The sequence below is a fragment of the Streptomyces lienomycini genome, from assembly GCF_027947595.1.
Classification (GTDB): domain Bacteria; phylum Actinomycetota; class Actinomycetes; order Streptomycetales; family Streptomycetaceae; genus Streptomyces; species Streptomyces lienomycini.
In genome coordinates this window covers 7,601,054-7,625,068 of the sequence record NZ_CP116257.1, presented here as the reverse complement: position 1 = coordinate 7,625,068, position 24,015 = coordinate 7,601,054, and the positions used below count along the sequence as shown (strand labels likewise).

Annotated in this window: 11 protein-coding genes, 3 rRNA genes and 1 pseudogene; 8 read left to right on the top strand and 7 right to left on the bottom strand. The window is 69.6% G+C overall.

Going from position 1 to position 24,015, the window contains the following annotated elements; translation table 11 throughout:
* Positions 1–105 precede the first annotated feature (105 nt).
* Positions 106–3,429 (top strand): BTAD domain-containing putative transcriptional regulator, encoded by a 3,324-nt coding sequence (locus BJ961_RS34775; protein ID WP_271416736.1) that lies wholly within the window; start codon positions 106–108, stop codon positions 3,427–3,429.
* Here BJ961_RS34775 and BJ961_RS34770 read toward each other — a convergent pair.
* A pseudogene (locus BJ961_RS34770) lies at positions 3,416–5,467 on the bottom strand (sigma-70 family RNA polymerase sigma factor). The gene BJ961_RS34775 and the pseudogene BJ961_RS34770 sit on opposite strands and share 14 nt — an antisense overlap.
* Positions 5,468–6,024: 557 nt before the next feature.
* Positions 6,025–6,834 carry a TetR/AcrR family transcriptional regulator gene (locus BJ961_RS34765; RefSeq protein ID WP_271416735.1) on the bottom strand — a complete coding sequence of 270 codons (810 nt, stop codon included), beginning with the start codon at positions 6,832–6,834 and terminating at the stop codon, positions 6,025–6,027.
* A gap of 372 nt (positions 6,835–7,206) precedes the next feature.
* On the opposite strand from BJ961_RS34765, the gene BJ961_RS34760 reads away from it, so the two are divergent.
* Positions 7,207–8,586 (top strand): NAD(P)/FAD-dependent oxidoreductase, encoded by a 1,380-nt coding sequence (locus BJ961_RS34760; protein WP_271416734.1) that lies wholly within the window; start codon positions 7,207–7,209, stop codon positions 8,584–8,586.
* A gap of 183 nt (positions 8,587–8,769) precedes the next feature.
* Positions 8,770–10,428, top strand: a complete 1,659-nt coding sequence (locus tag BJ961_RS34755) for an ATP-binding SpoIIE family protein phosphatase (RefSeq protein ID WP_271416733.1) — start codon at positions 8,770–8,772, stop codon at positions 10,426–10,428.
* A 42-nt stretch (positions 10,429–10,470) separates the two neighbouring features.
* On the opposite strand, the gene BJ961_RS34750 is transcribed toward BJ961_RS34755, so the two are convergent.
* Positions 10,471–11,748 (bottom strand): MFS transporter, encoded by a 1,278-nt coding sequence (locus tag BJ961_RS34750; RefSeq protein WP_271417262.1) that lies wholly within the window; start codon positions 11,746–11,748, stop codon positions 10,471–10,473.
* Positions 11,749–11,901: 153 nt separating this feature from the next.
* Between BJ961_RS34750 and BJ961_RS34745 the strand changes: the two genes are divergently transcribed.
* The 4 genes from BJ961_RS34745 to rrf all read left to right on the top strand — a co-directional run bounded on the left by BJ961_RS34745 (position 11,902) and on the right by rrf (position 18,230).
* Positions 11,902–12,450: a MarR family winged helix-turn-helix transcriptional regulator gene (locus BJ961_RS34745; protein ID WP_271416732.1), complete on the top strand. Its 549-nt coding sequence runs from the start codon at positions 11,902–11,904 to the stop codon at positions 12,448–12,450.
* 637 nt (positions 12,451–13,087) lie between these two features.
* A 16S ribosomal RNA gene (locus BJ961_RS34740) occupies positions 13,088–14,614 on the top strand.
* Between the two features lie 295 nt (positions 14,615–14,909).
* Positions 14,910–18,029 (top strand): 23S ribosomal RNA (locus BJ961_RS34735).
* 84 nt (positions 18,030–18,113) lie between these two features.
* Positions 18,114–18,230, top strand: a 5S ribosomal RNA gene (rrf, locus tag BJ961_RS34730).
* Together the 16S, 23S and 5S rRNA genes form the textbook arrangement of a ribosomal RNA operon.
* A gap of 64 nt (positions 18,231–18,294) precedes the next feature.
* Here rrf and BJ961_RS34725 read toward each other — a convergent pair.
* Positions 18,295–18,963, bottom strand: coding sequence for a response regulator (locus BJ961_RS34725; protein WP_271416731.1), 669 nt, complete (start codon positions 18,961–18,963; stop codon positions 18,295–18,297).
* A complete protein-coding gene (locus BJ961_RS34720; protein ID WP_271416730.1) occupies positions 18,960–20,240 on the bottom strand; it encodes a sensor histidine kinase in 1,281 nt (426 codons plus the stop codon). The genes BJ961_RS34725 and BJ961_RS34720 overlap by 4 nt, the downstream gene beginning before the upstream one ends.
* Before the next feature lie 94 nt (positions 20,241–20,334).
* Between BJ961_RS34720 and BJ961_RS34715 the strand changes: the two genes are divergently transcribed.
* Positions 20,335–20,895 carry a GNAT family N-acetyltransferase gene (locus BJ961_RS34715; RefSeq protein WP_271416729.1) on the top strand — a complete coding sequence of 187 codons (561 nt, stop codon included), beginning with the start codon at positions 20,335–20,337 and terminating at the stop codon, positions 20,893–20,895.
* A 27-nt stretch (positions 20,896–20,922) separates the two neighbouring features.
* On the opposite strand, the gene BJ961_RS34710 is transcribed toward BJ961_RS34715, so the two are convergent.
* Both BJ961_RS34710 and BJ961_RS34705 read right to left on the bottom strand, forming a co-directional pair.
* A complete protein-coding gene (locus BJ961_RS34710) occupies positions 20,923–22,515 on the bottom strand; it encodes a P-loop NTPase family protein (RefSeq protein ID WP_271416728.1) in 1,593 nt (530 codons plus the stop codon).
* A gap of 76 nt (positions 22,516–22,591) precedes the next feature.
* Positions 22,592–24,007, bottom strand: a complete 1,416-nt coding sequence (locus BJ961_RS34705; RefSeq protein ID WP_271416727.1) for an ATP-binding protein — start codon at positions 24,005–24,007, stop codon at positions 22,592–22,594.
* Between the last annotated feature and the right edge of the window lie 8 nt (positions 24,008–24,015).

Below are 24,015 nucleotides of genomic sequence, written 5' to 3'. Positions count from 1 at the left end.
AGCGCCGGATCACTGACCGGGCTCGCGCCGGGGCACGGGGCAACGCCGGGCACCCGCGAGCCACGCCGGGTGCCGGCCCCGGACCGGCCCGGAGACAATGTCCCCGTGCGGTACAGAATCCTGGGCATCGCCCAGACGGAGGACCACGGCACCGTCGTAAGCCCCGGCGGCGCCCGCCTGCGCGCGCTGCTCGCCGCCCTCGCCCTGCGCCCCGGCCGCGTCGTCACGCCCGCCACCCTGATCGACGAGGTCTGGGCGGACGCGCCGCCCCAGGACGCCCCCGCCGCCCTCCAGGCACTGGTCGGCCGGCTCCGTCGTACCGTCGGCAAGGACGCCGTGGCATCGGCGCCCGGCGGCTACCGGCTGGAGGCGACCCGCGACGACGTGGACCTGTACGTGTTCGAGGGCCTCGTACGGCAGGGCACCGCCGCCCTCGAACAGGGCGACGCCGCGACCGCCGTCCGGCACCTGGACGAGGCGCTCACGCTCTGGCGCGGCCCCGCCCTCGCCGACCTCCCCGGGCATGCCGCCCGGCCCGAGGCCCTGCGCCTGGAGGCGACCCGCGCCCGTATCGAGGCCGGACTGCGCCTCGGCGACGCCCACGACGCCGTACCGCGGCTGCGCGAACTGACCGCCGATCACCCGTACGACGAACCGCTCCACGCCCTCCTCATCCGCGCCCTGCGCGCCACCGGCCGCGACGCCGACGCCCTGGACGCCTACGAGGGCCTCCGCCGCGCCCTCGCCGAAGGCCTCGGCACCGAACCCGGCCGGCACCTGCGCGTCCTGCACGCCGAACTGCTCGGCGCGCAGGACGCGGAACGGCACACCCCGGTAACCCAACGGGCCCCGGCTGGCGAACGGCGGGGCAACCTCCGTCCCCGGCTTACCTCCTTCGTGGGACGGGAACCCGAACTCGACGCCATCCGTTCCGAATTGCACAGGGCCCGACTCGTCACCCTCACCGGACCGGGCGGCTCCGGAAAGACCCGTCTCGCGGAGGAGGCCGCCGCCGGGCTCCCTCAGGCGTGGCTGGTCGAGCTCGCCCCGCTGGACCGGCCGGAGGCGGTGCCCGGCGCGGTCGTCAACGCCCTCGGGCTGCGCGAGACCGTGCTGATGACCGGTGACCGGCCGACCGTCCAGGACGACCCCGTCGCCCTGCTCGTCGAGTACTGCGCCGCACACAGCCAACTCCTGATCCTTGACAACTGCGAACACGTCATCGCCGCCGCGGCCCGGCTCGCCGAGACCCTGCTGACCCGCTGCCCGGGTCTGACCGTCCTCGCCACCAGCCGCGAACCCCTCGGCGTCCCCGGCGAGTCGGTCCGGCCGGTCGAGCCGCTCACCCCCGACCAGGCGCACCGCCTCTTCACCGCCCGCGCGAGCGCCGTACGCCCCGACGCGGCCGCCGTACCGCGTGACGAGGAGGCCGTCGCCGAAATCTGCCGACGCCTCGACGGGCTGCCGCTGGCCATCGAACTGGCGGCCGCCCGGCTGCGGCTGCTCACCCCACGCGAGATCGCCGACCGGCTCGACGACCGCTTCCGGCTGCTCACCTCCGGCAGCCGCACCGCCCTGCCCCGTCAGCAGACGCTGCGCGCGGTCGTCGACTGGTCCTGGGACCTCCTCGACGACGCGGAACGCACGACGCTGTGCGAGCTGTCCGTCTTCGCGGGCGGCTGGGACCTGGAGGCGGCGGAGGCCGTGTGCTCCGGGCCCGCCGCGGACCTCGTCGGCGCACTCGTCGACAAGTCCCTGGTCGTCGCCGACCCCGGCACCCGGGGCACCGGCATGCGCTACCGCATGCTGGAAACGATCCACGAGTACGCCGACGAACGCGCCGCCGAGGTCCCCGAACTGCGCGCCGCCGCCGAGCGGGCCCACCGCGCGTGGGCGCGCGCGCTGGCCGAGGAGGCCGAACCACGACTGCGCTCGTCCGGTCAACTGCCCTACATAGCCCGCCTGGAGATCGATCACGACAACATCCGCGCGGCCCTCGACCGCTCCCTCGCCGCGGGCGACGAGGAGGACGCCGCCGCCGTCGCCCTCGCCATGGGCTGGTTCTGGTGGCTCCGCAACTACCGCCACGAGGGCGTCAGATGGCTCGATCGCGTCCTGCGCCTGGGCGCCGCCCTGGACACGGAGGCCGCGCCAGCGCCGTCGGCGGAGGTCCTCGCCCGCCGCACCGCCGCCGCCGACGCCGTCGACGTCTTCCTGGCCGTCGGAGAGGAAGAGGCCGCGCACCCACTGCACTCCCTGCGCATGCGGGTGCGGATGATGCACATCCTCCTCACCTTCGAGACCGGGCCGGGGGAGGGAGCGCTGGACGAGCGCATGCGCCGGTACGTCCGGCTGGTGCGGGACCACTTCGCGGCAGGCGGCCCCGAAGCGGCCCGCATTCCCGGCCTCATCTGGCCGCTGACCGAGTTCTTCCTCGACGAGACCGGCGACGTCCGGCGGGCCATGGACGCGTCCGTCGCCAACTGCCGCACGTTCGGCGGCGAGTGGGAGGTCGCCGCCAGCCTCATGTTCCGTATCCACGCCGTGGTCGACGTCTCCGGCGCCCCGGCCGACGTCGACGACGACCTGGCGGAGCTGCGCCTGCTCAGCCGCCGTGTCGGCGACCGCCTCGTGGAGGCCCAGGTGTGCAGCGCCTTCGGCGAGGCCGCCATGGTGCGCGGACACTACGAGGAGGCCAGGGCCGAGTACCAGGAGGCCCTGCGGTTCGCCGAGGAGGTGGGCGCGTTCGCCGAGTCGCCGTTCCTCATCGCCCGGCTCGCCGAGATCGCCTGCCGCGAGGGGGACCGCGGCACCGCACTGGCCGTCCTCGACGAGGCCGGCGCCGCCGCCGAGCAGTACGGCGTGGTGGACTCCAAGGCCTTCGTCCTGATGCTGCGCGCCGGGCTCGCGGTGCAGGACGAGGAGTTCACGCGGGCGCGCGCCCTGTGGGAGGCGGCCTGCGAGCAGTGTGCGCGGGGCACGCCCCCACCGCAGTTCCTGGCGATGCTGGGGCTCGTGGACGCCCTCGTGACAGCGGGCGAGTCGGGGCCGCGTTCGGCCCTGCCGCTGCTCGTCGGCACCGTCCGCACGGCCGTCGAGGAGCGGTGCGCCGAGCTGGTCGTCGCGACCCTGGTGGACAGCGCGGCGGGTCTGCTGTGCGACCTCGGCGACCACGCCCGCGCGGTACGGCTGCTCGGCGCCACCGGCCACTGGCGCGGTGACCGTCCGCGGCCCATGCCCGACCGCGCCCACGCCGAACGCGCGGACGCCGTCGCCCGCGCCGCCCTCGGCGGTGAGCGTTACGCCGACGCGCTGGCCGGGGGCGCCGTCCTCACGCCCGGGGACGTGGTGGACGAGCTGGACGAGGCGGTGCGGCGCGGTGGGCTGCCGGAACCGGTACCGGTACCGCGGGCACCTATGCGCAGGTGAAGCGCGACCGCGCCCAGTCCGCGAGCGCCGCCGAGTCGAAGGGGCCGTGCGGCTCGGTCACCAGCCGCAGGGTCTCGCGCCCCGAGATGTCCACACGGACGGGCACCGCCGGGTCCCCGCCCTTGACCGTCCCCGAGTTCCACAGCCGGACCCCGTCCGCGTACACCGCGAAGCGGACCTTGCCCAGCTTCAGCGTCAGGTCGTCGACGCCGGCCAGCGCCTCGTAGGACGAGCAGGCCCGGTTGAGGTCGATGGTGACCGAGGAGCGTGCGTTGACGGTGACGCCGTGCGCGTACCGCACGTCGGCGACCGAAAGGGCGGAGCGCTGCCAGACCCAGCTGCTCTCGGCCAGCCGCATCTCGGGGCCGGTGCCGTCGCCGCCGATGTCGTACGCCAGCTCACTCCACTGGTAGACGGCCGGGACGGGCGGCGGGGGCGGGGTGGGGGTCGGCGTGGGTGCGGGGGTGTGGGCGCGGGCGGGGAAGGGGTGGGTGTCGGCTTCGGCTTCGGGGTGGGTGTGGGGGGCGGCTCGGGTGGGGGCGTCGGGGCCCGGGGCGGGGTCGGCTCGGGGGCGGCGCCGGGGTGAGCGGGCGGGGTGGCCGGGCCGAGGGGTGGGGGTGTCCGGGGCGGGCTGCGCCACCGGTGACGAGGCGGGCGGGGCGGCCTTCGGCGGTTCCTTGCCCGGGGCGTCGTTGCCCGCGAGCGCCAGGGCCAGTGCCGCCGCCGCGGCCACCGCCACGACACCGGCGGCGATCCCGGCCTTCACCGGGGCGCCGAGCCCCTCGGAGGCCGCCGCGCCGCTCCCGGCGCCCGCTCCACCGGACGTACCGGCGCCCGCCGCGGCCGCCGCACCGGCGCCCGCGCCCCCGGCGATCAGGCCCGCCGCCTTCGCGTACCCGGCGACACCGAACCATCCGATGACGGCGACCGGCACCACCGCGGGGATGCCGCCGGCGACCTCCTCGATCTGCGTGGCCGCCAGCCGGCACCTGGCGCACTCCTCCAGGTGCTTGCGCAGGCCGCGTTCGGCCCGGACGCGCAGCCTTCCGCGCGCGTACGTGCCGAGCTGGTCGGCGTAGCGGGCGCACTCCTCGTCGGTGGCGAGGGCGTCGCTGACGTGGGCCTGGAGGTAGGCCTGCTTCAGGCCCTCGCGGGCGCGGCTGGCCAGGACCCGGGTGCCGTTGGCGTCCAGCCCGAAGAGCACGGCCACCTCGCTCGGCGACTCGTCCTCGACCTCGGTGTGCCACAGCACGGCCTGCCACCGCTCCGGCAGCGAACGGAAGGCCCGCATGGCCATCGACTGCTCGGCCTCGTGCATGGCGCGCACGTCGGCGCCCAGCTCCAGGGTGTCGTCGTCCGGCACCTTGACGGTGTGCGCGGCCTGTGCGGCGAACACCGCGAAGTCCTCGACCAGTTGCTCCCGCCCCGCCGACCGGGTCCAACCGGCGGCGACCCGCCTGACCGCGGTGAGCAGGTAGGCGCGTACGGCGTGCTCGGGGCCCGAACCGCCGCGCACCGCCTGGAGCATGCGGGCGAACACCTCGGCGGTGAGGTCGTCCGCGGTGTGGGCGTCACGGCAGCAGGTGCGCGCGTACCGGCGCACCGCGTCCGCGTGGCGCCGGTACAGCTCCTCGTACGCCGTGTCGTCGCCCGAGCGCATCCGCGCGATCAGCTCCGCGTCGGGCGCCGGAAGCTCGCGGGGCGGCGGCAGGACACTGTCCTCGTGCAGTTCGCGCTGGGCGGGTACGCCGGGGCCCGCACGGCCGCCGTCCCCGGCGGAGCCGCCACGGTCTTCGCCCTCGGCCGGCCGGGCGCCCTGCGCGGCACCGCCGTCGGCCCGGAGCCGGCCCGGTCCGCCCTGGCCCGGCACCTGCGGCGGGTCGCCGGCCTGGGAGCCGTGGTCCTGGACGTCTCCGGCCCGGTCGCCGACGGGCCGACTGCCGCCGGGGACCACGCCCATGCCGTCGGGGTCCACGCCCATGCCGTCGGGACCGGCCTCGCCGTCGTCGAGTGACCCGCCCTGCCCGTCAACACCCATCGCGGAAAGCCCCCGCCACCTGCCCAGCCAGTCCGAACACCGGGTCAGCGTGCCATATTGGCTTTTGTTCAGGCCCCCTCAGTGCGGACGGTCACTCATCCGTGGGGACTTGCCGTACCGCGGTAATAACGCTCAGCTGTTCGGGGAAGAAGAATCGGGCCCCGCGACGCGCCGCCGGTTCCCTCCGGTCCCGTCCGGCTCCGGCGCGTCTCGCCCCGCTCCGGTCCTGTCCGGCTCTGGCTCATCTGGCCCCGTTCCGGTCCCGCTCCGGCTCGTCTCGTCCCGTTCCGGCTGGCCCGCCTCGATCCGGCGCGTCTCGCACCGACCGGTCAGGTTCCCACCGGCGCGTCTCGTACCCGACTGGCCAGGTTCCCACCGGCCCGTCTCGTACCGACCGGCCGACCTCGCTCTGGCCCGTCTCGCACCGACCGGCCCGGCCCCCCGGGCGCGTCTCGTACCGGCCGACGTCGCTTCGGTCCGTCCGGCACCGGTCGGCCTCGCTCCCACACGTGTCGCGTCGGCCCGTGTCGCTCCGGTTCTCGCCCGTACCGGTTCGTCTACGCGGGCCGCGAGCGCAGCCCCTCCAGCAGGATGTCCAGCAGCCGGGTCGACGCCGCAGCCTGCTGTGCCGGGTCCGGCAGTGACGGCGCCGCCGTGGCTATCACCAGCAGTACGTCCGACACCGACACGTCCGCCCGCAGCTCACCCGCAGTCCGTGCGCGTTCCACGAGCCGGCCCACGACCTCCAGCAGCGCCGCCGCCCCGTCGTCGCCCGCCACGGGGCCGGGCCCGCCGATCACCGCGCCGGTCGTCCCGGCCTCCTCGGAGACCAGCCGCAGCTCTCCGGGACCCGGCTGCATCCGCTGCTGCGGCACCCGCGGATCACCGGCCGGAGCACTGTCGGCGCGGCCGGCGCGACCGGCGTCTTCGTCCGGCACTCCGACCCGCAGCACCTGCGGCGGAAGCAGCCGGCCGGCGCCCGAGGCCACCGACGTCCGCAGGAACCGGGACAGCGCCGACCACGGCTCGTCCTCCTGACCGAGCGCCGTCCGGGCCTGGTCCGTCAGCCGTGCCGTCTCCTCCTCGGCTATCCGGCGCACCAGGACGTCCTTGCTCGGAAAACGCCGGTAGACCGTGCCGACACCGACCCGCGCGCGCCGCGCCACGTCCTCCATCGGCGCTCCGTAACCCAGCTCGCCGAAGACTTCGCGCGCCGCGCGCAGCACGTGCTCCAGATTGCGCTGGGCGTCCACGCGCAGCGGCGCGCTCCGAGCCGCGTCACCGCGTCCGCCGCCCGTCGCCGCACTCATCGCGCCACCGGGCGCGACAGCCGACGCGGACGACCAATGAGAGTCCTGAACATGCATAGAAATCCCCCGGTAATGACGTCTCCCCCCGGAGACTCTCCCCGCCATCGAAAGCCGGAGTGCGTGGAACACGCCCGGTTCTGCGGCCCGCCCGTCGCGGACCGATGAGCGCATCCCCCTACACCCCGTCGGATAGAACATAGTTGAGCGGGGGTCAATTCAGAAGAGGCACGTTCCGTACGGAGCACCGCCCGGTCGGAGCACGGACCGCACAAGACCCGGACATGCCGCCCGCCGCACCCCCACCCACCCCCGCTAACCTGCGTAAGCACGCCGCCCCACGGGGACCGGGCCGTCGCGGCGACTTCGCGATCTCCGGTCACACAAATTGCCGGGCCTGTGGACAAACGGAAGCGCCGGGTGCGTCATGGGATGGTGAAGGAACGTGCGCGCATTCTCGTTGTCGGCGGTGGCTACGTCGGGATGTACACGGCCCTGCGGCTGCAGCGGAACCTCAAGGGCGAACTCCGACGGGGCGAGGCGGAGATCACGGTCGTCACCCCCGACCCCTATATGACGTATCAACCGTTCCTCCCCGAGGCGGCGGCCGGCTCCATCTCCCCGCGGCATGTCGTCGTACCCCTGCGTCGCGTCCTCGACCGGTGCGACGTCGTCGTCGGTGAGGCGCGGACCATCGACCACACGACCCGCACCGCCACCATCACCACCCTCGCGACGGACGAGGAGAAGACGGGCGCCCGCAGGGTGGCGTACGACGAACTCGTCCTCGCGCCCGGCTCCGTCTCGCGCACCCTGCCCGTCCCCGGCCTCGCCGACCACGGTGTCGGCTTCAAGACCGTCGAGGAGGCCATCGGCCTGCGCAACCACGTCCTCGAACAGCTGGACATCGCCTCCTCCACCCGCGATCCCGCCATCCGCGACGCCGCCCTCACCTTCGTCTTCGTCGGCGGCGGCTACGCGGGCGTCGAGGCCCTCGGCGAACTGGAGGACATGGCCCGCTACGCCGCGCGGTACTACCACAACGTCACCGCCGAGGACATGAAGTGGATCCTCGTCGAGGCGTCGGGCCGCATCCTGCCCGAGGTCGGCGAGGAACTGGGCCGCTACACGGTCACCGAGCTGCGCCGCCGCAACATCGACGTACGCCTGGAGACCCGCCTGGAGTCCTGCGCCGACCGCGTCGCCGTCCTCAGCGACGGCTCCCGCTTCCCCACCCGTACGGTCGTCTGGACGGCCGGCGTCAAACCGCACCCGCTCCTCGTCGCCACCGACCTGCCCCTCAACGACCGCGGCCGGCTCACCTGCACCGCCCACCTGTCGATCGACGGCACCACGCACGCGTGGGCGGCCGGAGACGCCGCCGCCGTCCCCGACGTCACCGCGCGCGAGCCGGGCCGGGAATGCGCCCCCAACGCCCAGCACGCCGTCCGACAGGCCAGGGTCCTCGGCGACAACGTCACCCACGCCCTGCGCGGCGAGCCCCTCGACACGTACGCGCACAAGTACGCCGGTTCGGTCGCCTCCCTCGGCTTCCACAAGGGGGTCGCGCAGGTCTACGGGCGCAAGCTGAAGGGCTACCCCGCGTGGTTCATGCACCGCGCCTACCACCTCAGCCGGGTCCCCACCGTCAACCGCAAGGCGCGCGTGCTGGCCGAATGGGTGATCGCCGGACTCTTCAAACGGGAGATCGTCTCCCTGGGCTCACTCGAACATCCGCGGGCGGAGTTCGAACTCGCGGCCGGTGGAAAGCCTTCTCAGGAGCCACCGCGCAACCCGAAGGGGTCGTCCTGACCGGACTCAGGAACTCCTCCGGTCACTGGGGCGTCTGACGGATGTCGGCCAGGCGGGCACCCTGCCAGACTGGTCCATCACCGCGGGCGTGCCGCCGCTCGCCCCAGCGCGGCCCCCGGGGCCCGGGCCGCCCCCGGCCCGTCCCGGTCCCCGGCCGCCGACAACGACACGAGGCAAGGATTCGTGAACTTCACGCGCTGGAGCGCCCGACTCCCCGGAACACAGCGTCGCACCGCGGCGCCGACCGACACGCCGGTCTCCCCGGACCGACGGGGAGACAGCTCCGTACCCGCCGCCCGCGCCGAGCAGCTGACCGACGAGGCCCCGCCCGTCCCCCCGGTCCCCAGCGTCGACGAACTGCCCGTGCGCGACGTCCTCGACCGCGTCCCGGCCCTCGTCGCCCTCGTCCACGGCCCCGAACACCGCCTCGCCTACGTCAACGACGCCTATGTCGCCGCCTTCGGCACGCGCGACCTCGGCGCCCGGGCCCGCGAGGCACTCCCCGAACTGGACGAGCCGGGCCTCTTCCCGCTCCTGGACCAGGTCCAGCGCAGCGGCCGGCCCCGCACCCTCAAGTCCCGCAAGGGCCCGGACGGCCGCTCCTACACCTTCACCTGCACCCCGGTCACCGAGGGCCACAACGGCGACGACCGCGGCGTCCTCGTCTTCGCCACCGACGTCACCGACCACGCCGAGGCCGCGGGCCGCCTGCGCGCGAGCGAACGCAGCCAGCGCGAGACCGCCGTCACCCTCCAGCGCTCCCTGCTCCCGCAGGAGCTGGAGGAACCCGACGACCTGCGCGTCGCCGCCACCTACCACCCCGGCGGCACCGAGGCCGCGGTCGGCGGCGACTGGTACGACGTGATCACCCTCGGCGGCGGCCGCACCGCCCTGGTCATCGGCGACGTCATGGGCCGAGGCGTCCGCGCGGCGGCCGTCATGGGCCAGCTCCGGACGGCGGTCAGGGCCTACGCGCGCCTCGACCTGCCCCCGCACGAGGTGCTCCAGCTCCTCGACGGCCTCGCCACCGAGATCGACGCCAACCAGATCGCCACCTGCGTCTACGCCATCCACGACCCCAACGAGGGCCGGCTGGTCTACGCGTCCGCCGGCCACCTCCCCATCCTGGTCCGCGACGAGAACGGCACGGTGGGTCGCGCCGACGAACCCACCGGCCCCCCGCTCGGCACCGGCGGCTGGATCCACGCCTCCGGCTCGATCGGCCTGCCCCCCGGTTCCACGGCCGTCCTCTACACCGACGGCCTGGTCGAACGCCGCGACGAGGACCTCGACGAGGGCATCGCCGCCCTGGAGCGCGCCCTGTCCGGCGCCACCGGCAGCCCCCAGGTGATCTGCGACCGCCTGGTCCGCTCGGCGGGCGTCACCCCGGACCACGACGACGACGTCGCCGTCCTCGTCCTCCAGCACCCCGCGCGCAAGGGTGCCGAGGCCGAGCGGTTCCGCAACGCCGCCCTGGAACTGCTCGGCGGCGTGGAAGCGGCCCCACGCGCGCGTGCCTTCGCCTCCGGCGTCCTCACCAGCTGGCGCTTCCCCACCGACCTGCACGACCTGGGCGTCCTGGCCACCAGCGAACTCGTCGCCAACTCCCTCCAGCACGGCACGCCCCCGATGCGGCTGCGGCTGCGCCGTACCGACCGCCGCCTGATCATCGAGGTGACCGACGGCGACGACCACCTGCCCAGACGCCGCCGCGCCGAGCCGGGCGACGAGTCCGGCCGGGGCATCGCCATCGTCGCGACGATCGCCTCCAACTGGGGCTCCCGGCGCACGCCCGGCGGCGGGAAGGCCGTGTGGTGCGAGTTCGTCCTGCAGAAGCCGTGAGCCGGGGAGGGCGGGAGACCCCCGCCCCTGCCCCGGCCCGTCTCACGCCTCCGCGACCGCCACCGCGTCGGCCGGCGCCCCGCCCTGCGTGATCACCCGACTCCTGGCGAGCGACGGCTGGTTCTGTACGTCGGTGAGCTGCCGCCCCAGGCGTACCGCCAGCACCGTGATGCCCAGCGAGAACAGCAGGAACGCCACGATGTACGGCCCGTGCAGCGAGGCCCCCAGCGGCCCGCCCACCGCGGGACCGATGGCCAGCGCGAGCTGCTTCACCAGGGCGAAGGCCGAGTTGTACTGCCCGGCGAGACCCGTCGGCGCCAGATCGGCCACCAACGGCGCCAGCGTCGGCGACAGCATCGACTCACCCAGCCCGAACAGCGCGTACGTCGAGATGAACGCGGCCGTCGCCATCGTCTGGCTGCCGTGCCCGAGCCCGGCGTACCCGGCCACGGCCCACGCCACGGCCCAGATCAGCCCCACGGCCGCGATGACGCGCGAGCGCTTGCGCCGCTCCACGAACTTCAGCACCGCGAACTGCGCGACCACGATCACCAGGGTGTTCGCGGCCAGCGCGGTCCCCAGCGCGGACGTGGAGATCCCGGCCGCCTCAACGCCGTACGCGCTCAGGCCCGACTCGAACTGCCCGTAGCAGGCGAAGAACAGCACGAAGCCCAGCACGCACAGCTGCACCATGGCCCGGTTGCCGAGCAGCTGCTTCCAGCTTCCGCCGCCGGTCTGCCCCGGCGCCTCCTCGATCCGTGGCGCGCGCGGCGCCCGCACCGTCGCCATGACGGCGACCAGCACGAGGAACATCGCCGCCTCGATGGCGAACAGCAGCGTGAAGGACGAGGGGCTCGTGGTGTCGACCAGGTGACCACCGATGAGCCCGCCGACGCCGAGCCCCAGGTTCTGCAGGAAGAACTGCATGGCGAACGCCCGCGACCGGGTCTCGGTCGTGGAGCAGTCCACGATCATCGTCGCGAGCGCCGGCTGCATCACGGCCTGCCCCGCGCCCAGTGCGGCGGCGGAGAACAGCACCGTGCCCGCCGAGGCGGACAGTCCGAGACTCATGGCGCCGAGCGCGGCGGTGACCAGGGCGAGCAGCAGTACCGGCAGCGGTCCGCGCCGGACGATGGCCCGTCCGGCGAACGGCAGCACGGTCAGCGCGGCCACGGCGAAGACGGCGAGCACGAGGCCCGCCGTGACAGAACCCAGTCCCCGTACCTGCGCCACATAGACGTACAGGTAGGGGACCGTGAAGCCGAGTCCGAACGCGCTGAGTGCGTTGCCCACGTGGATCCGGCGCATCGCCGCGCCCATTGCCCTGGTCACGTTCACCCTCTCTTGATCTCTCGGGATCGATCGCTGCAGCCGTCAGAGCTGAAGGCTGAAGACTTAGAAGCTAAAGTTCGAAGGTAAAGAGTACATAGCGAAGGACTTCAAAGCAAAGGAGCTGCGTGCCATACTGCGGCCATGGGCGACACCTCCGGCGCCGGCGAGCCGACACTCGAAGAGCAGATCGCCGCCTACCAGCGCGAGTTCCAGGACCTCGACCCCCAGGTCGAGAAGATCGTCTCGGCGCTCTCCCGTCTCAACCGCCGTATGAACGTCGCGTACGGGCGGCAGACCGCCGAGCTGGGCATCAGCAACACGGACTGGGAGGTGCTCAAGGCCCTCGTCCTCTCCGGTGCCCCCTACCGCCTCGGCCCCGGCGACCTGGCCAAGCGCCTCGGCCTCACCCCCGCCGCGATGACCCACCGCATCGACCGCATGGTGACGGAGGGGCTGGTCACCCGGGAGCGCGACGAGAACAACCGGGTCCGCGTCATCGTGGCGATCACCGCGGACGGGCGCGAGAAGTGGCTGGAGGCGATGCGCCTCGCCACGGTCTTCGAGGAGGACCTGCTCCAGGACCTCTCCGCCGACGACCGCACCGCGCTCGGCGAGGTACTCACCCGCCTCCTGCGCAGGGTGGAGCACGCGCAGCCGGACGCCGGCGGTCGGCTCAGCGACCTGGATTAAAGATCTTGACAGGCGTGCTTGACAGCCCCCTACGGGATCCGTAAAGTTCTTCGGGTTGCCACGGGACCGTAACGGTTCTTCGGCAGCACCTCCCGCCGCAGCAGCGGCAACCAAACCACCAGCACGACCTCCCAGTGGGAATGTCTTCGGCATGTCCGAATTCAATTCCGCTCGGTCTCGTCGCCCCGATCGACCCCGATTGGGAATCGCCGAGAGGGTCCGCTAAGGTTTGAGACGTCGGAACGGCCCAACAGCCGAGAAGACAACCCCTTCTGACGGGGAATCAGGGCCCGAAAGGATCTGATAGAGTCGGAACCGCCGGAAAGGGAAACGCGAAAGCGAGAACCTGGAAAGCACCGAGGAAATCGGATCGGAAAGATCTGATAGAGTCGGAAACGCAAGACCGAAGGGAAGCGCCCGGAGGAAAGCCCGAGAGGGTGAGTACAAAGGAAGCGTCCGTTCCTTGAGAACTCAACAGCGTGCCAAAAGTCAACGCCAGATATGTTGATACCCCGTTTCCGGCCATTCGGCTGGGACGAGGTTCCTTTGAAGTAACACACAGCGAGGACGCTGTGAACGGTCGGATTATTCCTCCGACTGTTCCGCTCTCGTGGTGTCACCCGATCACGGGTAAACATTCACGGAGAGTTTGATCCTGGCTCAGGACGAACGCTGGCGGCGTGCTTAACACATGCAAGTCGAACGATGAACCACTTCGGTGGGGATTAGTGGCGAACGGGTGAGTAACACGTGGGCAATCTGCCCTGCACTCTGGGACAAGCCCTGGAAACGGGGTCTAATACCGGATACTGATCCTCGCGGGCATCTGCGAGGTTCGAAAGCTCCGGCGGTGCAGGATGAGCCCGCGGCCTATCAGCTTGTTGGTGAGGTAATGGCTCACCAAGGCGACGACGGGTAGCCGGCCTGAGAGGGCGACCGGCCACACTGGGACTGAGACACGGCCCAGACTCCTACGGGAGGCAGCAGTGGGGAATATTGCACAATGGGCGAAAGCCTGATGCAGCGACGCCGCGTGAGGGATGACGGCCTTCGGGTTGTAAACCTCTTTCAGCAGGGAAGAAGCGAAAGTGACGGTACCTGCAGAAGAAGCGCCGGCTAACTACGTGCCAGCAGCCGCGGTAATACGTAGGGCGCAAGCGTTGTCCGGAATTATTGGGCGTAAAGAGCTCGTAGGCGGCTTGTCACGTCGGTTGTGAAAGCCCGGGGCTTAACCCCGGGTCTGCAGTCGATACGGGCAGGCTAGAGTTCGGTAGGGGAGATCGGAATTCCTGGTGTAGCGGTGAAATGCGCAGATATCAGGAGGAACACCGGTGGCGAAGGCGGATCTCTGGGCCGATACTGACGCTGAGGAGCGAAAGCGTGGGGAGCGAACAGGATTAGATACCCTGGTAGTCCACGCCGTAAACGGTGGGCACTAGGTGTGGGCAACATTCCACGTTGTCCGTGCCGCAGCTAACGCATTAAGTGCCCCGCCTGGGGAGTACGGCCGCAAGGCTAAAACTCAAAGGAATTGACGGGGGCCCGCACAAGCGGCGGAGCATGTGGCTTAATTCGACGCAACGCGAAGAACCTTACCAAGGCTTGACATACACCGGAAAGCATCAGAGATGGTGCCCCCCTTGTGGTCGGTGTACAGGTGGTGCATGGCTGTCGTCAGCTCGTGTCGTGAGATGTTGGGTTAAGTCCCGCAACGAGCGCAACCCTTGTCCCGTGTTGCCAGCAAGCCCTTCGGGGTGTTGGGGACTCACGGGAGACCGCCGGGGTCAACTCGGAGGAAGGTGGGGACGACGTCAAGTCATCATGCCCCTTATGTCTTGGGCTGCACACGTGCTACAATGGCCGGTACAATGAGCTGCGATACCGCAAGGTGGAGCGAATCTCAAAAAGCCGGTCTCAGTTCGGATTGGGGTCTGCAACTCGACCCCATGAAGTCGGAGTCGCTAGTAATCGCAGATCAGCATTGCTGCGGTGAATACGTTCCCGGGCCTTGTACACACCGCCCGTCACGTCACGAAAGTCGGTAACACCCGAAGCCGGTGGCCCAACCCCTTGTGGGAGGGAGCTGTCGAAGGTGGGACTGGCGATTGGGACGAAGTCGTAACAAGGTAGCCGTACCGGAAGGTGCGGCTGGATCACCTCCTTTCTAAGGAGCATTTCTTACCGGTCTTCGGGCTGGTCAGAGGCCAGTATGCGGGCGAATGTCTCGCACTGGTTGCTCATGGGTGGAACGTTGACTATTCGGCACGATCGGGATGAGGACTGCTAGTACTGCTTCGGCGTGGAACGCAGGGTCTTGACTGAACGTGTCGGGCACGCTGTTGGGTGTCTGAGGGAATGATCTTCCTTCAGTTGCCGGCCCCGGTAAAAATCTGCGGAAGCGGGTTGTGACGGGTGGTTGGTCGTTGTTTGAGAACTGCACAGTGGACGCGAGCATCTGTGGCCAAGTTTTTAAGGGCGCACGGTGGATGCCTTGGCACCAGGAACCGATGAAGGACGTGGGAGGCCACGATAGGCCCCGGGGAGTCGTCAACCAGGCTGTGATCCGGGGGTGTCCGAATGGGGAAACCCGGCAGTCGTCATGGGCTGTCACCCTTGCCTGAACACATAGGGCAAGTGGAGGGAACGCGGGGAAGTGAAACATCTCAGTACCCGCAGGAAGAGAAAACAACCGTGATTCCGGGAGTAGTGGCGAGCGAAACCGGATGAGGCCAAACCGTATACGTGTGAGACCCGGCAGGGGTTGCGTGTGCGGGGTTGTGGGATCTCTCTTCTGTTGTCTGCCGGCAACAGGACGAGTCAGAAACCGTTGATGTAGGCGAAGGACATGCGAAAGGTCCGGCGTAGAGGGTAAGACCCCGTAGTCGAAACATTAGCGGCTCGTTTGAGAGACACCCAAGTAGCACGGGGCCCGAGAAATCCCGTGTGAATCTGGCGGGACCACCCGCTAAGCCTAAATATTCCCTGGTGACCGATAGCGGATAGTACCGTGAGGGAATGGTGAAAAGTACCGCGGGAGCGGAGTGAAATAGTACCTGAAACCGTGTGCCTACAAGCCGTGGGAGCGTCGGATACGTGCTTGCACGTATCTCGTGACTGCGTGCCTTTTGAAGAATGAGCCTGCGAGTTTGCGGTGTGTTGCGAGGTTAACCCGGGTGGGGAAGCCGTAGCGAAAGCGAGTCCGAACAGGGCGTTTCAGTAGCACGCTCAAGACCCGAAGCGGAGTGATCTAGCCATGGGCAGGTTGAAGCGGCTGTAAGAGGTCGTGGAGGACCGAACCCACCAGGGTTGAAAACCTGGGGGATGACCTGTGGTTAGGGGTGAAAGGCCAATCAAACTCCGTGATAGCTGGTTCTCCCCGAAATGCATTTAGGTGCAGCGTCGTGTGTTTCTTGCCGGAGGTAGAGCACTGGATAGGCGATGGGCCCTACCGGGTTACTGACCTTAGCCAAACTCCGAATGCCGGTAAGTGAGAGCGCGGCAGTGAGACTGTGGGGGATAAGCTCCATGGTCGAGAGGGAAACAGCCCAGAGCATCGACTAAGGCCCCTAAGCGTACGCTAAGTGGGAAAGGATGTGGAGTCGCACAGACAACCAGGAGGTTGGCTTAGAAGCAGCCACCCTTGAAAGAGTGCGTAATAGCTCACTGGTCTAGTGATTCCGCGCCGACAATGTAGCGGGGCTCAAGCGTACCGCCGAAGTCGTGTCATTCATACAACAGGGCCAACGCCTGTATGGATGGGTAGGGGAGCGTCGTGTGCCGGGTGAAGCAGCCGCGGAAGCGAGTTGTGGACGGTTCACGAGTGAGAATGCAGGCATGAGTAGCGATACAAACGTGAGAAACGTTTGCGCCGATTGACTAAGGGTTCCTGGGTCAAGCTGATCTGCCCAGGGTAAGTCGGGACCTAAGGCGAGGCCGACAGGCGTAGTCGATGGATAACCGGTTGATATTCCGGTACCCGCTGTGAAGCGTCAAACATCGAGCATCGTGATGCTAAGGCCGTGAAGCCGCCCTGATCTCTTCGGAGTTGAGGGGAGTGGTGGAGCCGCCGAACCAAGCGGTTAGTAGGTGAGTGATGGGGTGACGCAGGAAGGTAGTCCATCCCGGGCGGTGGTTGTCCCGGGGTAAGGGTGTAGGCCGTGCGATAGGTAAATCCGTCGTACATGTGGCTGAGACCTGATGCCGAGCCGATTGTGGTGAAGTGGATGATCCTATGCTGTCGAGAAAAGCCTCTAGCGAGTTTCATGGCGGCCCGTACCCTAAACCGACTCAGGTGGTCAGGTAGAGAATACCGAGGCGTTCGGGTGAACTATGGTTAAGGAACTCGGCAAAATGCCCCCGTAACTTCGGGAGAAGGGGGGCCACACCTGGTGACGAGTTTTACACTCTGAGCTGGGGGTGGCCGCAGAGACCAGCGAGAAGCGACTGTTTACTAAAAACACAGGTCCGTGCGAAGCCGTAAGGCGATGTATACGGACTGACGCCTGCCCGGTGCTGGAACGTTAAGGGGACCGGTTAGTCACATTTCGGTGTGGCGAAGCTGAGAACTTAAGCGCCAGTAAACGGCGGTGGTAACTATAACCATCCTAAGGTAGCGAAATTCCTTGTCGGGTAAGTTCCGACCTGCACGAATGGCGTAACGACTTCTCGACTGTCTCAACCATAGGCCCGGTGAAATTGCACTACGAGTAAAGATGCTCGTTTCGCGCAGCAGGACGGAAAGACCCCGGGACCTTTACTACAGTTTGATATTGGTGTTCGGTTCGGCTTGTGTAGGATAGCTGGGAGACTTTGAAGCTCGCACGCCAGTGTGGGTGGAGTCGTCGTTGAAATACCAGTCTGGTCGTGCTGGATGTCTAACCTGGGTCCGTGATCCGGATCAGGGACAGTGTCTGATGGGTAGTTTAACTGGGGCGGTTGCCTCCTAAAGAGTAACGGAGGCGCCCAAAGGTTCCCTCAGCCTGGTTGGCAATCAGGTGTTGAGTGTAAGTGCACAAGGGAGCTTGACTGTGAGACCGACGGGTCGAGCAGGGACGAAAGTCGGGACTAGTGATCCGGCGGTGGCTTGTGGAAGCGCCGTCGCTCAACGGATAAAAGGTACCCCGGGGATAACAGGCTGATCTTCCCCAAGAGTCCATATCGACGGGATGGTTTGGCACCTCGATGTCGGCTCGTCGCATCCTGGGGCTGGAGTCGGTCCCAAGGGTTGGGCTGTTCGCCCATTAAAGCGGTACGCGAGCTGGGTTTAGAACGTCGTGAGACAGTTCGGTCCCTATCCGCTGTGCGCGTAGGAGTCTTGAGAAGGGCTGTCCCTAGTACGAGAGGACCGGGACGGACGAACCTCTGGTGTGCCAGTTGTCCTGCCAAGGGCATGGCTGGTTGGCTACGTTCGGGAGGGATAACCGCTGAAAGCATCTAAGCGGGAAGCCTGCTTCGAGATGAGGACTCCCACCCCCTTGAGGGGTTAAGGCTCCCAGTAGACGACTGGGTTGATAGGCCGGATCTGGAAGCACCGTGAGGTGTGGAGGTGACCGGTACTAATAGGCCGAGGGCTTGTCCTCAGTTGCTCGCGTCCACTGTGTTGGTTCTGAAACCACGAACAACCCCACGTCCACAGCGTGGTGCGGTTGTATGTTTCATAGTGTTTCGGTGGTCATAGCGTAGGGGAAACGCCCGGTTACATTTCGAACCCGGAAGCTAAGCCTTACAGCGCCGATGGTACTGCAGGGGGGACCCTGTGGGAGAGTAGGACGCCGCCGAACAATCATTGCGAGAAGACCCCGCACCGGGAACGGTGCGGGGTTTTCTGCGTTCTACCCCCGGTTTCTAGCCCACCAGCTTTGTTTCATAGGCCAGGATGACCGCCTGGACGCGGTCCCTCGAGCCCGTCTTCGCCAGGATGCGGCCCACGTGTGTTTTCACCGTGGACTCGGCGAGGTGGAGGCGCTCAGCTATCTCCGTGTTGGTCCAGCCCTGGCCCATGACGCGCAGGATTTCGGTTTCGCGTTCGGTGAGTGGGGTCAGGCGCGGATCGGGGGACCCGGACGCGTGGTCCGGTGCGCTGGCGGCCGGCAGATGGTGGACGTACGCGTCGAGGAGGCGGCGGGTCAGGCCCGGGGCGACGACCGCGTCGCCCGTGGCCACCGCGCGGATGCCGGACAGGAGCTCCTCCGGCTGGGCGTCCTTGACGAGGAAGCCGGAGGCACCCGCGCGGAGACCGGAGTAGGCGTACTCGTCGAGGTCGAAGGTCGTGAGGATGAGGACACGGGTGCGGCCGCCGTCCGCGACGATACGGCGGGTCGCCTCGATGCCGTCCAGGCCGGGCATGCGGACGTCCATGAGGACGACGTCGGGACGGAGCTCGGCCGTCATCCGGGTGGCTTCGGCACCGTTGGTGGCCTCGCCCACGACCGTCATGTCGTCCTGGCTCTCCAGGAGCATCCGGAAGCCGAGGCGCTGGAGGGAATGGTCGTCGGCTATGAGGACGGTGGTCACTGCGGGGATTCCTCCGGTAGGTGCAGGTGAACGCGCCAGCCCTGCTCGGGGGCCGGACGCGGGCCGGCCTCAAGTGTGCCCCCGTACAGGGAGGTTCGCTCACGCATCCCCGGCACACCGCGGCCGCCGGACAGGGCGGGGGACGGCAGCGGTGTCCCACGGCCCGTGTCGGTGACGGTAAGGGTGACGGCGCCGCCCGCCTCGTAGGAGAGGTCGATGTGGGCGGTGGCGTCGGGGCCGGCGTGCTTGAGGGTGTTGGTGAGGGCTTCCTGGATGACCCGGTAGAGGGTGAGTTGACGACCCTCGGGGAGCGCGGCGTCGCCCTGGACAGTCGTGCGGACGGGCAGGCCGGCCTTCCGGACGCCTTCGAGCAGGTGGTCCAGATCGGTGAGGGCGGGCTGCGGGGCCAGTTCGGGAGCCGCGCGGGTGCCGTCCGGGTCGTCGTCGCGCAGGACGTCCAGGAGGCGGCGGAGTTCGCCGAGGGCCTGGCGACTGGTGGTGCTGATGGCGTCGAGGGCCTGGGTGGCGCGGTCGGGGGACTTCGCGGCGGCGTACCGGCCGCCGTCGGCGAGGCCGGTGATGACGGAGAGGTTGTGACCGATGATGTCGTGCATCTCCCGCGCTATGCGCGCGCGTTCCGCGGCGGCGGCGAGCCGGACCTGCTGGTCCCGTTCGGTTTCCAGGCGCCGGGCGCGCTCCTCGAGGACCGCGGTGTGGTCGCGTCGGGCGCGGACGGTGACGCCGATGAGGGCGGCCACGCAGAGGGAGAGGAGCTGCGAGCCGAGCTGCTGGTTCCAGGAGCCCGCGCCGTCCCCGTAGCGGGCGACCGCGACACAGGTCGGGACGGTCACCAGGGCCGCCACCCACCAGAGGTCGCGCAGCGGCCTGCGCAGGGCGATGTGGTGGACGAGGAGCAGCTCGAGCAGGGCCGCCTGGAGCGCGGCGCCCGACCAGGCGCTCACCAGCGCGGCGGGCAGCGTGACGAGAAGGGCGACCCGGGGATGACTGCGGCGCCACAGGAGCGGGACGGAGAGGGCGAGGCTGAGGGCGACGACGAGGCCGACGGGGACGCCGCGTTCGTGGGCGACGTTGCGCCAGCCGCCGGAGGCGTCGACCAGGGCGGCCAGGACCCAGAAGCCGGTGAGGTGCAGGTCCCAGACGAGGGGACGGCGGCGGTCGAAGGCACGGACCCGGCGGTTGACGCGCTGGACGTACTCGGTGAGGGGCTCGGCCGCCCGGTGTTCCGGGACGGGCTGCGCGGGGTCCACGTGGTCCATCCGACCATGGTCGGGGGTCCCGGAGCGGCGGGCGTCCTTCCGGGGGGCGTATATCAGGTGAGGGGCGTAGTACCCGGGTATTACGGTGGCCGGCATGAGTGCCTCGGTCCCCGGTGACTACGTGATCCGCTCCATACGCGCCGACGAGTGGCCCGCGGTGAAGGAGCTGCGGCTGCGTGCGCTGCGGGATCCGGTCGCGGACCTCGCCTACCTGGAGACGTACGACGACGCCGCCGCGCGTCCCGACGCGTTCTGGCAGGAGCGGGCGGCCGGTGGCGCCGAGGGTGCCTCCGGGGCGCGGCAGATCGTCGCCGAGGGGCCCGGCGGGCTGTGGCTCGGCACGCTGACGGTGCTGATGGAGGAGGCCGGGACGACGGACTGGGCCGGGTTCCCGGTGGAACGGCGGCAGGGACACGTCGTCGGGGTGTTCGTACGGTCCGAGTGGCGGGGGAGCGGGCTGACCAAGGCACTGTTCGACGCCGGGCTCGAGTGGGCCCGGGCGAACGGTGTGACGCGGATGCGGCTCATCGTGCATCCGGACAACGGGCGGGCGCAGGGCGCCTACCGCAAGGCCGGGTTCGCGCCGAGCGGGAGGACGGTGCCGTTGGTGGGCGGGCCCGGCGACCACGAGGTGGAGTACGTCCTCGAACGCTAGCGCCGAACCGGCACGGCCGGGGTCGTGTCAGACCGGGAGTTCGTCGTGGGGCCAGCGGGTCCTGCCCTGTTCGCGGGAGCGGAGCAGCGCCAGGGTCGGCATGCCCAGATCCGTGCCGCCGGCCAGCAGCTCGGGGAGCTGGGGGAGCGGGGCCACGGCCGCGACGTCGTCCAGGACGAGCGTCATTGGTGGGTCGAGGCGACCGGAGGATGACCGTTCGGCCATGCGCCGGCCGCGCTCGACCACGCTGGAGACGAGCGCCGTCAGCAGCGGCATCGCGCCCGGGCTCGTGCGGGGATCCTCGATTGATTCACCCACCACGTAAAGGGTGCCCTGTTCGTGGACGAAGGAATCCAAGGCGAGGGCATCAGTTCGGTTGGGAGTGCACGCCTCGCGGATATTGACCGTGGACAGCGCGGCGAGGGCCCGTGCGGTCAGCTGCTGGGCCATGTCCCGGCGCTCGGGGTGGGCGGTGAGGGATCCTTCGAGCTCGCCCGCGGAACCGGGGGCCGCTTTGGGGTGGGTGCGCAGGATGCGTACGGCGTCCTGGACCTGGAGGCCCTGGGACCAGCGGTGCACGTGGCGGACGGTGCGGCCGTCGATGGCGGCGGCGTGCAGGTAGCTGCGCAGCAGTAGCTCGGCGGTGTCGGCGAGCGCCTGGTCGATGCGGGCGGTGGGGCGGACCGGCGTGAGGAGGGCGGCGGCTCGGGTGGTGGCCGTGTGCCTGTCCTCGCAGCCCGCGGTGGGGGACCAGTGGAAGCGGGCGGGGGTGTCGCAGAGGTGGTTCGGGTCGTAGAGGTGGGTGGGGCCGAGTTTGGCGCGGGCGTCCTTGGTCTCGGACCAGAGGGCGGGGTCGGAGGTGATGACCAGGGCGGCGCCTTCTGCGTCCCGCAGGGTTTGGACGGCTGTTGAGTGGCGGCTGTCCCGGGGGCCGTAGTGCACCGTGCCTTCGGTGCGGTGTGTTTCCCACCCGCTCACCCGTTTGTCGGTGGTCACAGAGGCTGAGGGCTCGGTTTCCGGAGCCGGGTTCCGCCGCGGCGCCCGGGGAGTGGGCACCTCGTGCACCGGTGCCTCGTGTGCCGGCGCCTCGTGTACTGGTGCCTCCTGTACTGGCGCCACGTGCACCGGTACCTCGTGCACCGGTACCTCGTGCACCGGCACGTCCTGGCCCGGCGTCGCGCGGACCGGTGCTTCCGGCGGCACCGGGGTCCCCCGTGGCGTCTCACGCGGGGTGGGCGTCGGTTCCTCGCGCCGCCGCTGCCGTACCGCCCGCCACCGTGCCACCGTGCCCATCACGAACACCACCAGCACCACCAGCACCATCAGCTGGCCGATGAACAGCCCCCAGAACAGTCCGTACCCGGAGAATGCCGTCTCGGGGCTGTCCGGCCAGGCGCCCGGGATGTCGTGGGGCTCGGCGATCAGGTGGCGCATGGCCTGCGGAGTGCCGCCGAAGCCGACACCGGCGGGCCAGGAGCCGTGGGCGAACAGGCCGGACAGGCCCGTCGCCGTCCACACCAGCAGGGTCATGCCGAGGAGGAAGGCCAGTATCCCGATCAACAGGCCGTCGGGAATGCCGCCCTGGGCCGGCCGCTGACCGCGGCGGTCGTCCGGTGTCATGCGTCCGGTGCCTCTCCGTCTCTCACGCGTCCGGCCTCTCCCGCGGCTGCCATGCCCCCGGCCCCCTCCCGGCGTCCTACGCCACCGTCGATTCCGACGAGTCGCCGATGTGCTGTTCCATGAAGGCCGCCGCCCGCTCCTCGGCCTCCAGCTCCGCGGCGCGCAGGGCGTCGTCAGTCAGATGGTCGGCGGAGGACTCGGTCATCGCGCGGTCGGTGAAGACCAGCGGGCGTTCGGTCTCGGTGATCAGGTGCTTGACCACCTGGACGTTGCCGTTGACGTCCCACACCGCGATACCGGGGGTGAGGGAGGGGATGATCTCCACCGCCCAGCGCGGCAGGCCGAGGACCCGCCCGGTGGCCCGTGCCTCGTCGGCCTTCTGGGCGTAGATGGTGCGGGTGGAGGCCATCTTGAGGATGGCCGCGGCCTCTCTGGCCGCCGCCCCGTCGACGACGTCGGACAGATGGTGCACCACCGCCACGAACGACAGGCCCAGCCGGCGCCCGAACTTCAGCAGCCGCTGGAACAGCTGCGCCACGAACGGGCTGTTGATGATGTGCCAGGCCTCCTCGACCAGGAAGATGCGCTTCTTCCGGTCCGGCCGGATCCAGGTGTGCTCCAGCCAGACACCGACGATGGCCATGAGGATGGGCATCGCGATGGAGTTGCGGTCGATGTGGGAGAGGTCGAAGACGATGAGGGGCGCGTCGAGGTCGATGCCGACGGTCGTCGGGCCGTCGAACATGCCGCGCAGGTCACCGTCGACGAGCCGGTCCAGGACGAGGGCCACGTCCAGACCCCAGGCCCGTACGTCGTCTATGGCGACGTTCATCGCCTCAGCGGACTCCGGCTCGGGGTGGCGGAGCCGCTCGACGATGTCGGTGAGGACCGGCTGGCGTTCGACGATGGTCTCGTTGACGTAGGCGTGCGCGACCTTGAGGGCGAAGCCGGAGCGTTCGTCCAGGCCGTGGCCCATGGCGACCTCGATGATCGTGCGGAGCAGCGCCAGCTGGCCCGTCGTCGTGATCGCCGGGTCGAGGGGGTTGAGGCGGATGCCGTGGTCCAGTGCGGCCATCGGGTCGAGGCGGATGGGGGTTATGCCCAGCTCCTCGGCGATGAGGTTCCACTCGCCGACGCCGTCCTCGCCCTGGGCGTCCAGGACGACGACCTGGCGGTCGCGGAAGCGCAGCTGGCGCAGGACGTACGTCTTCTCGAGCGCCGACTTGCCGTTGCCCGACTCGCCGAGCACCAGCCAGTGCGGGGCGGGGAGCTGCTGGCCGTAGAGCTGGAAGGGGTCGTAGATGTAGCCCTTGCCGGAGTACACCTCGCGGCCGATGATCACGCCGGAGTCGCCGAGGCCCGGGGCGGCCGTCGGCAGGTAGACGGCCTGGGCCTGGCCGGTGGACGTGCGGACGGGGAGGCGGGTCGTCTCCACCTTCCCGAACAGGAAGGACGTGAAGGCGTCGGTGAGGACGGACAGCGGGTCCCGCATCAGGCTCA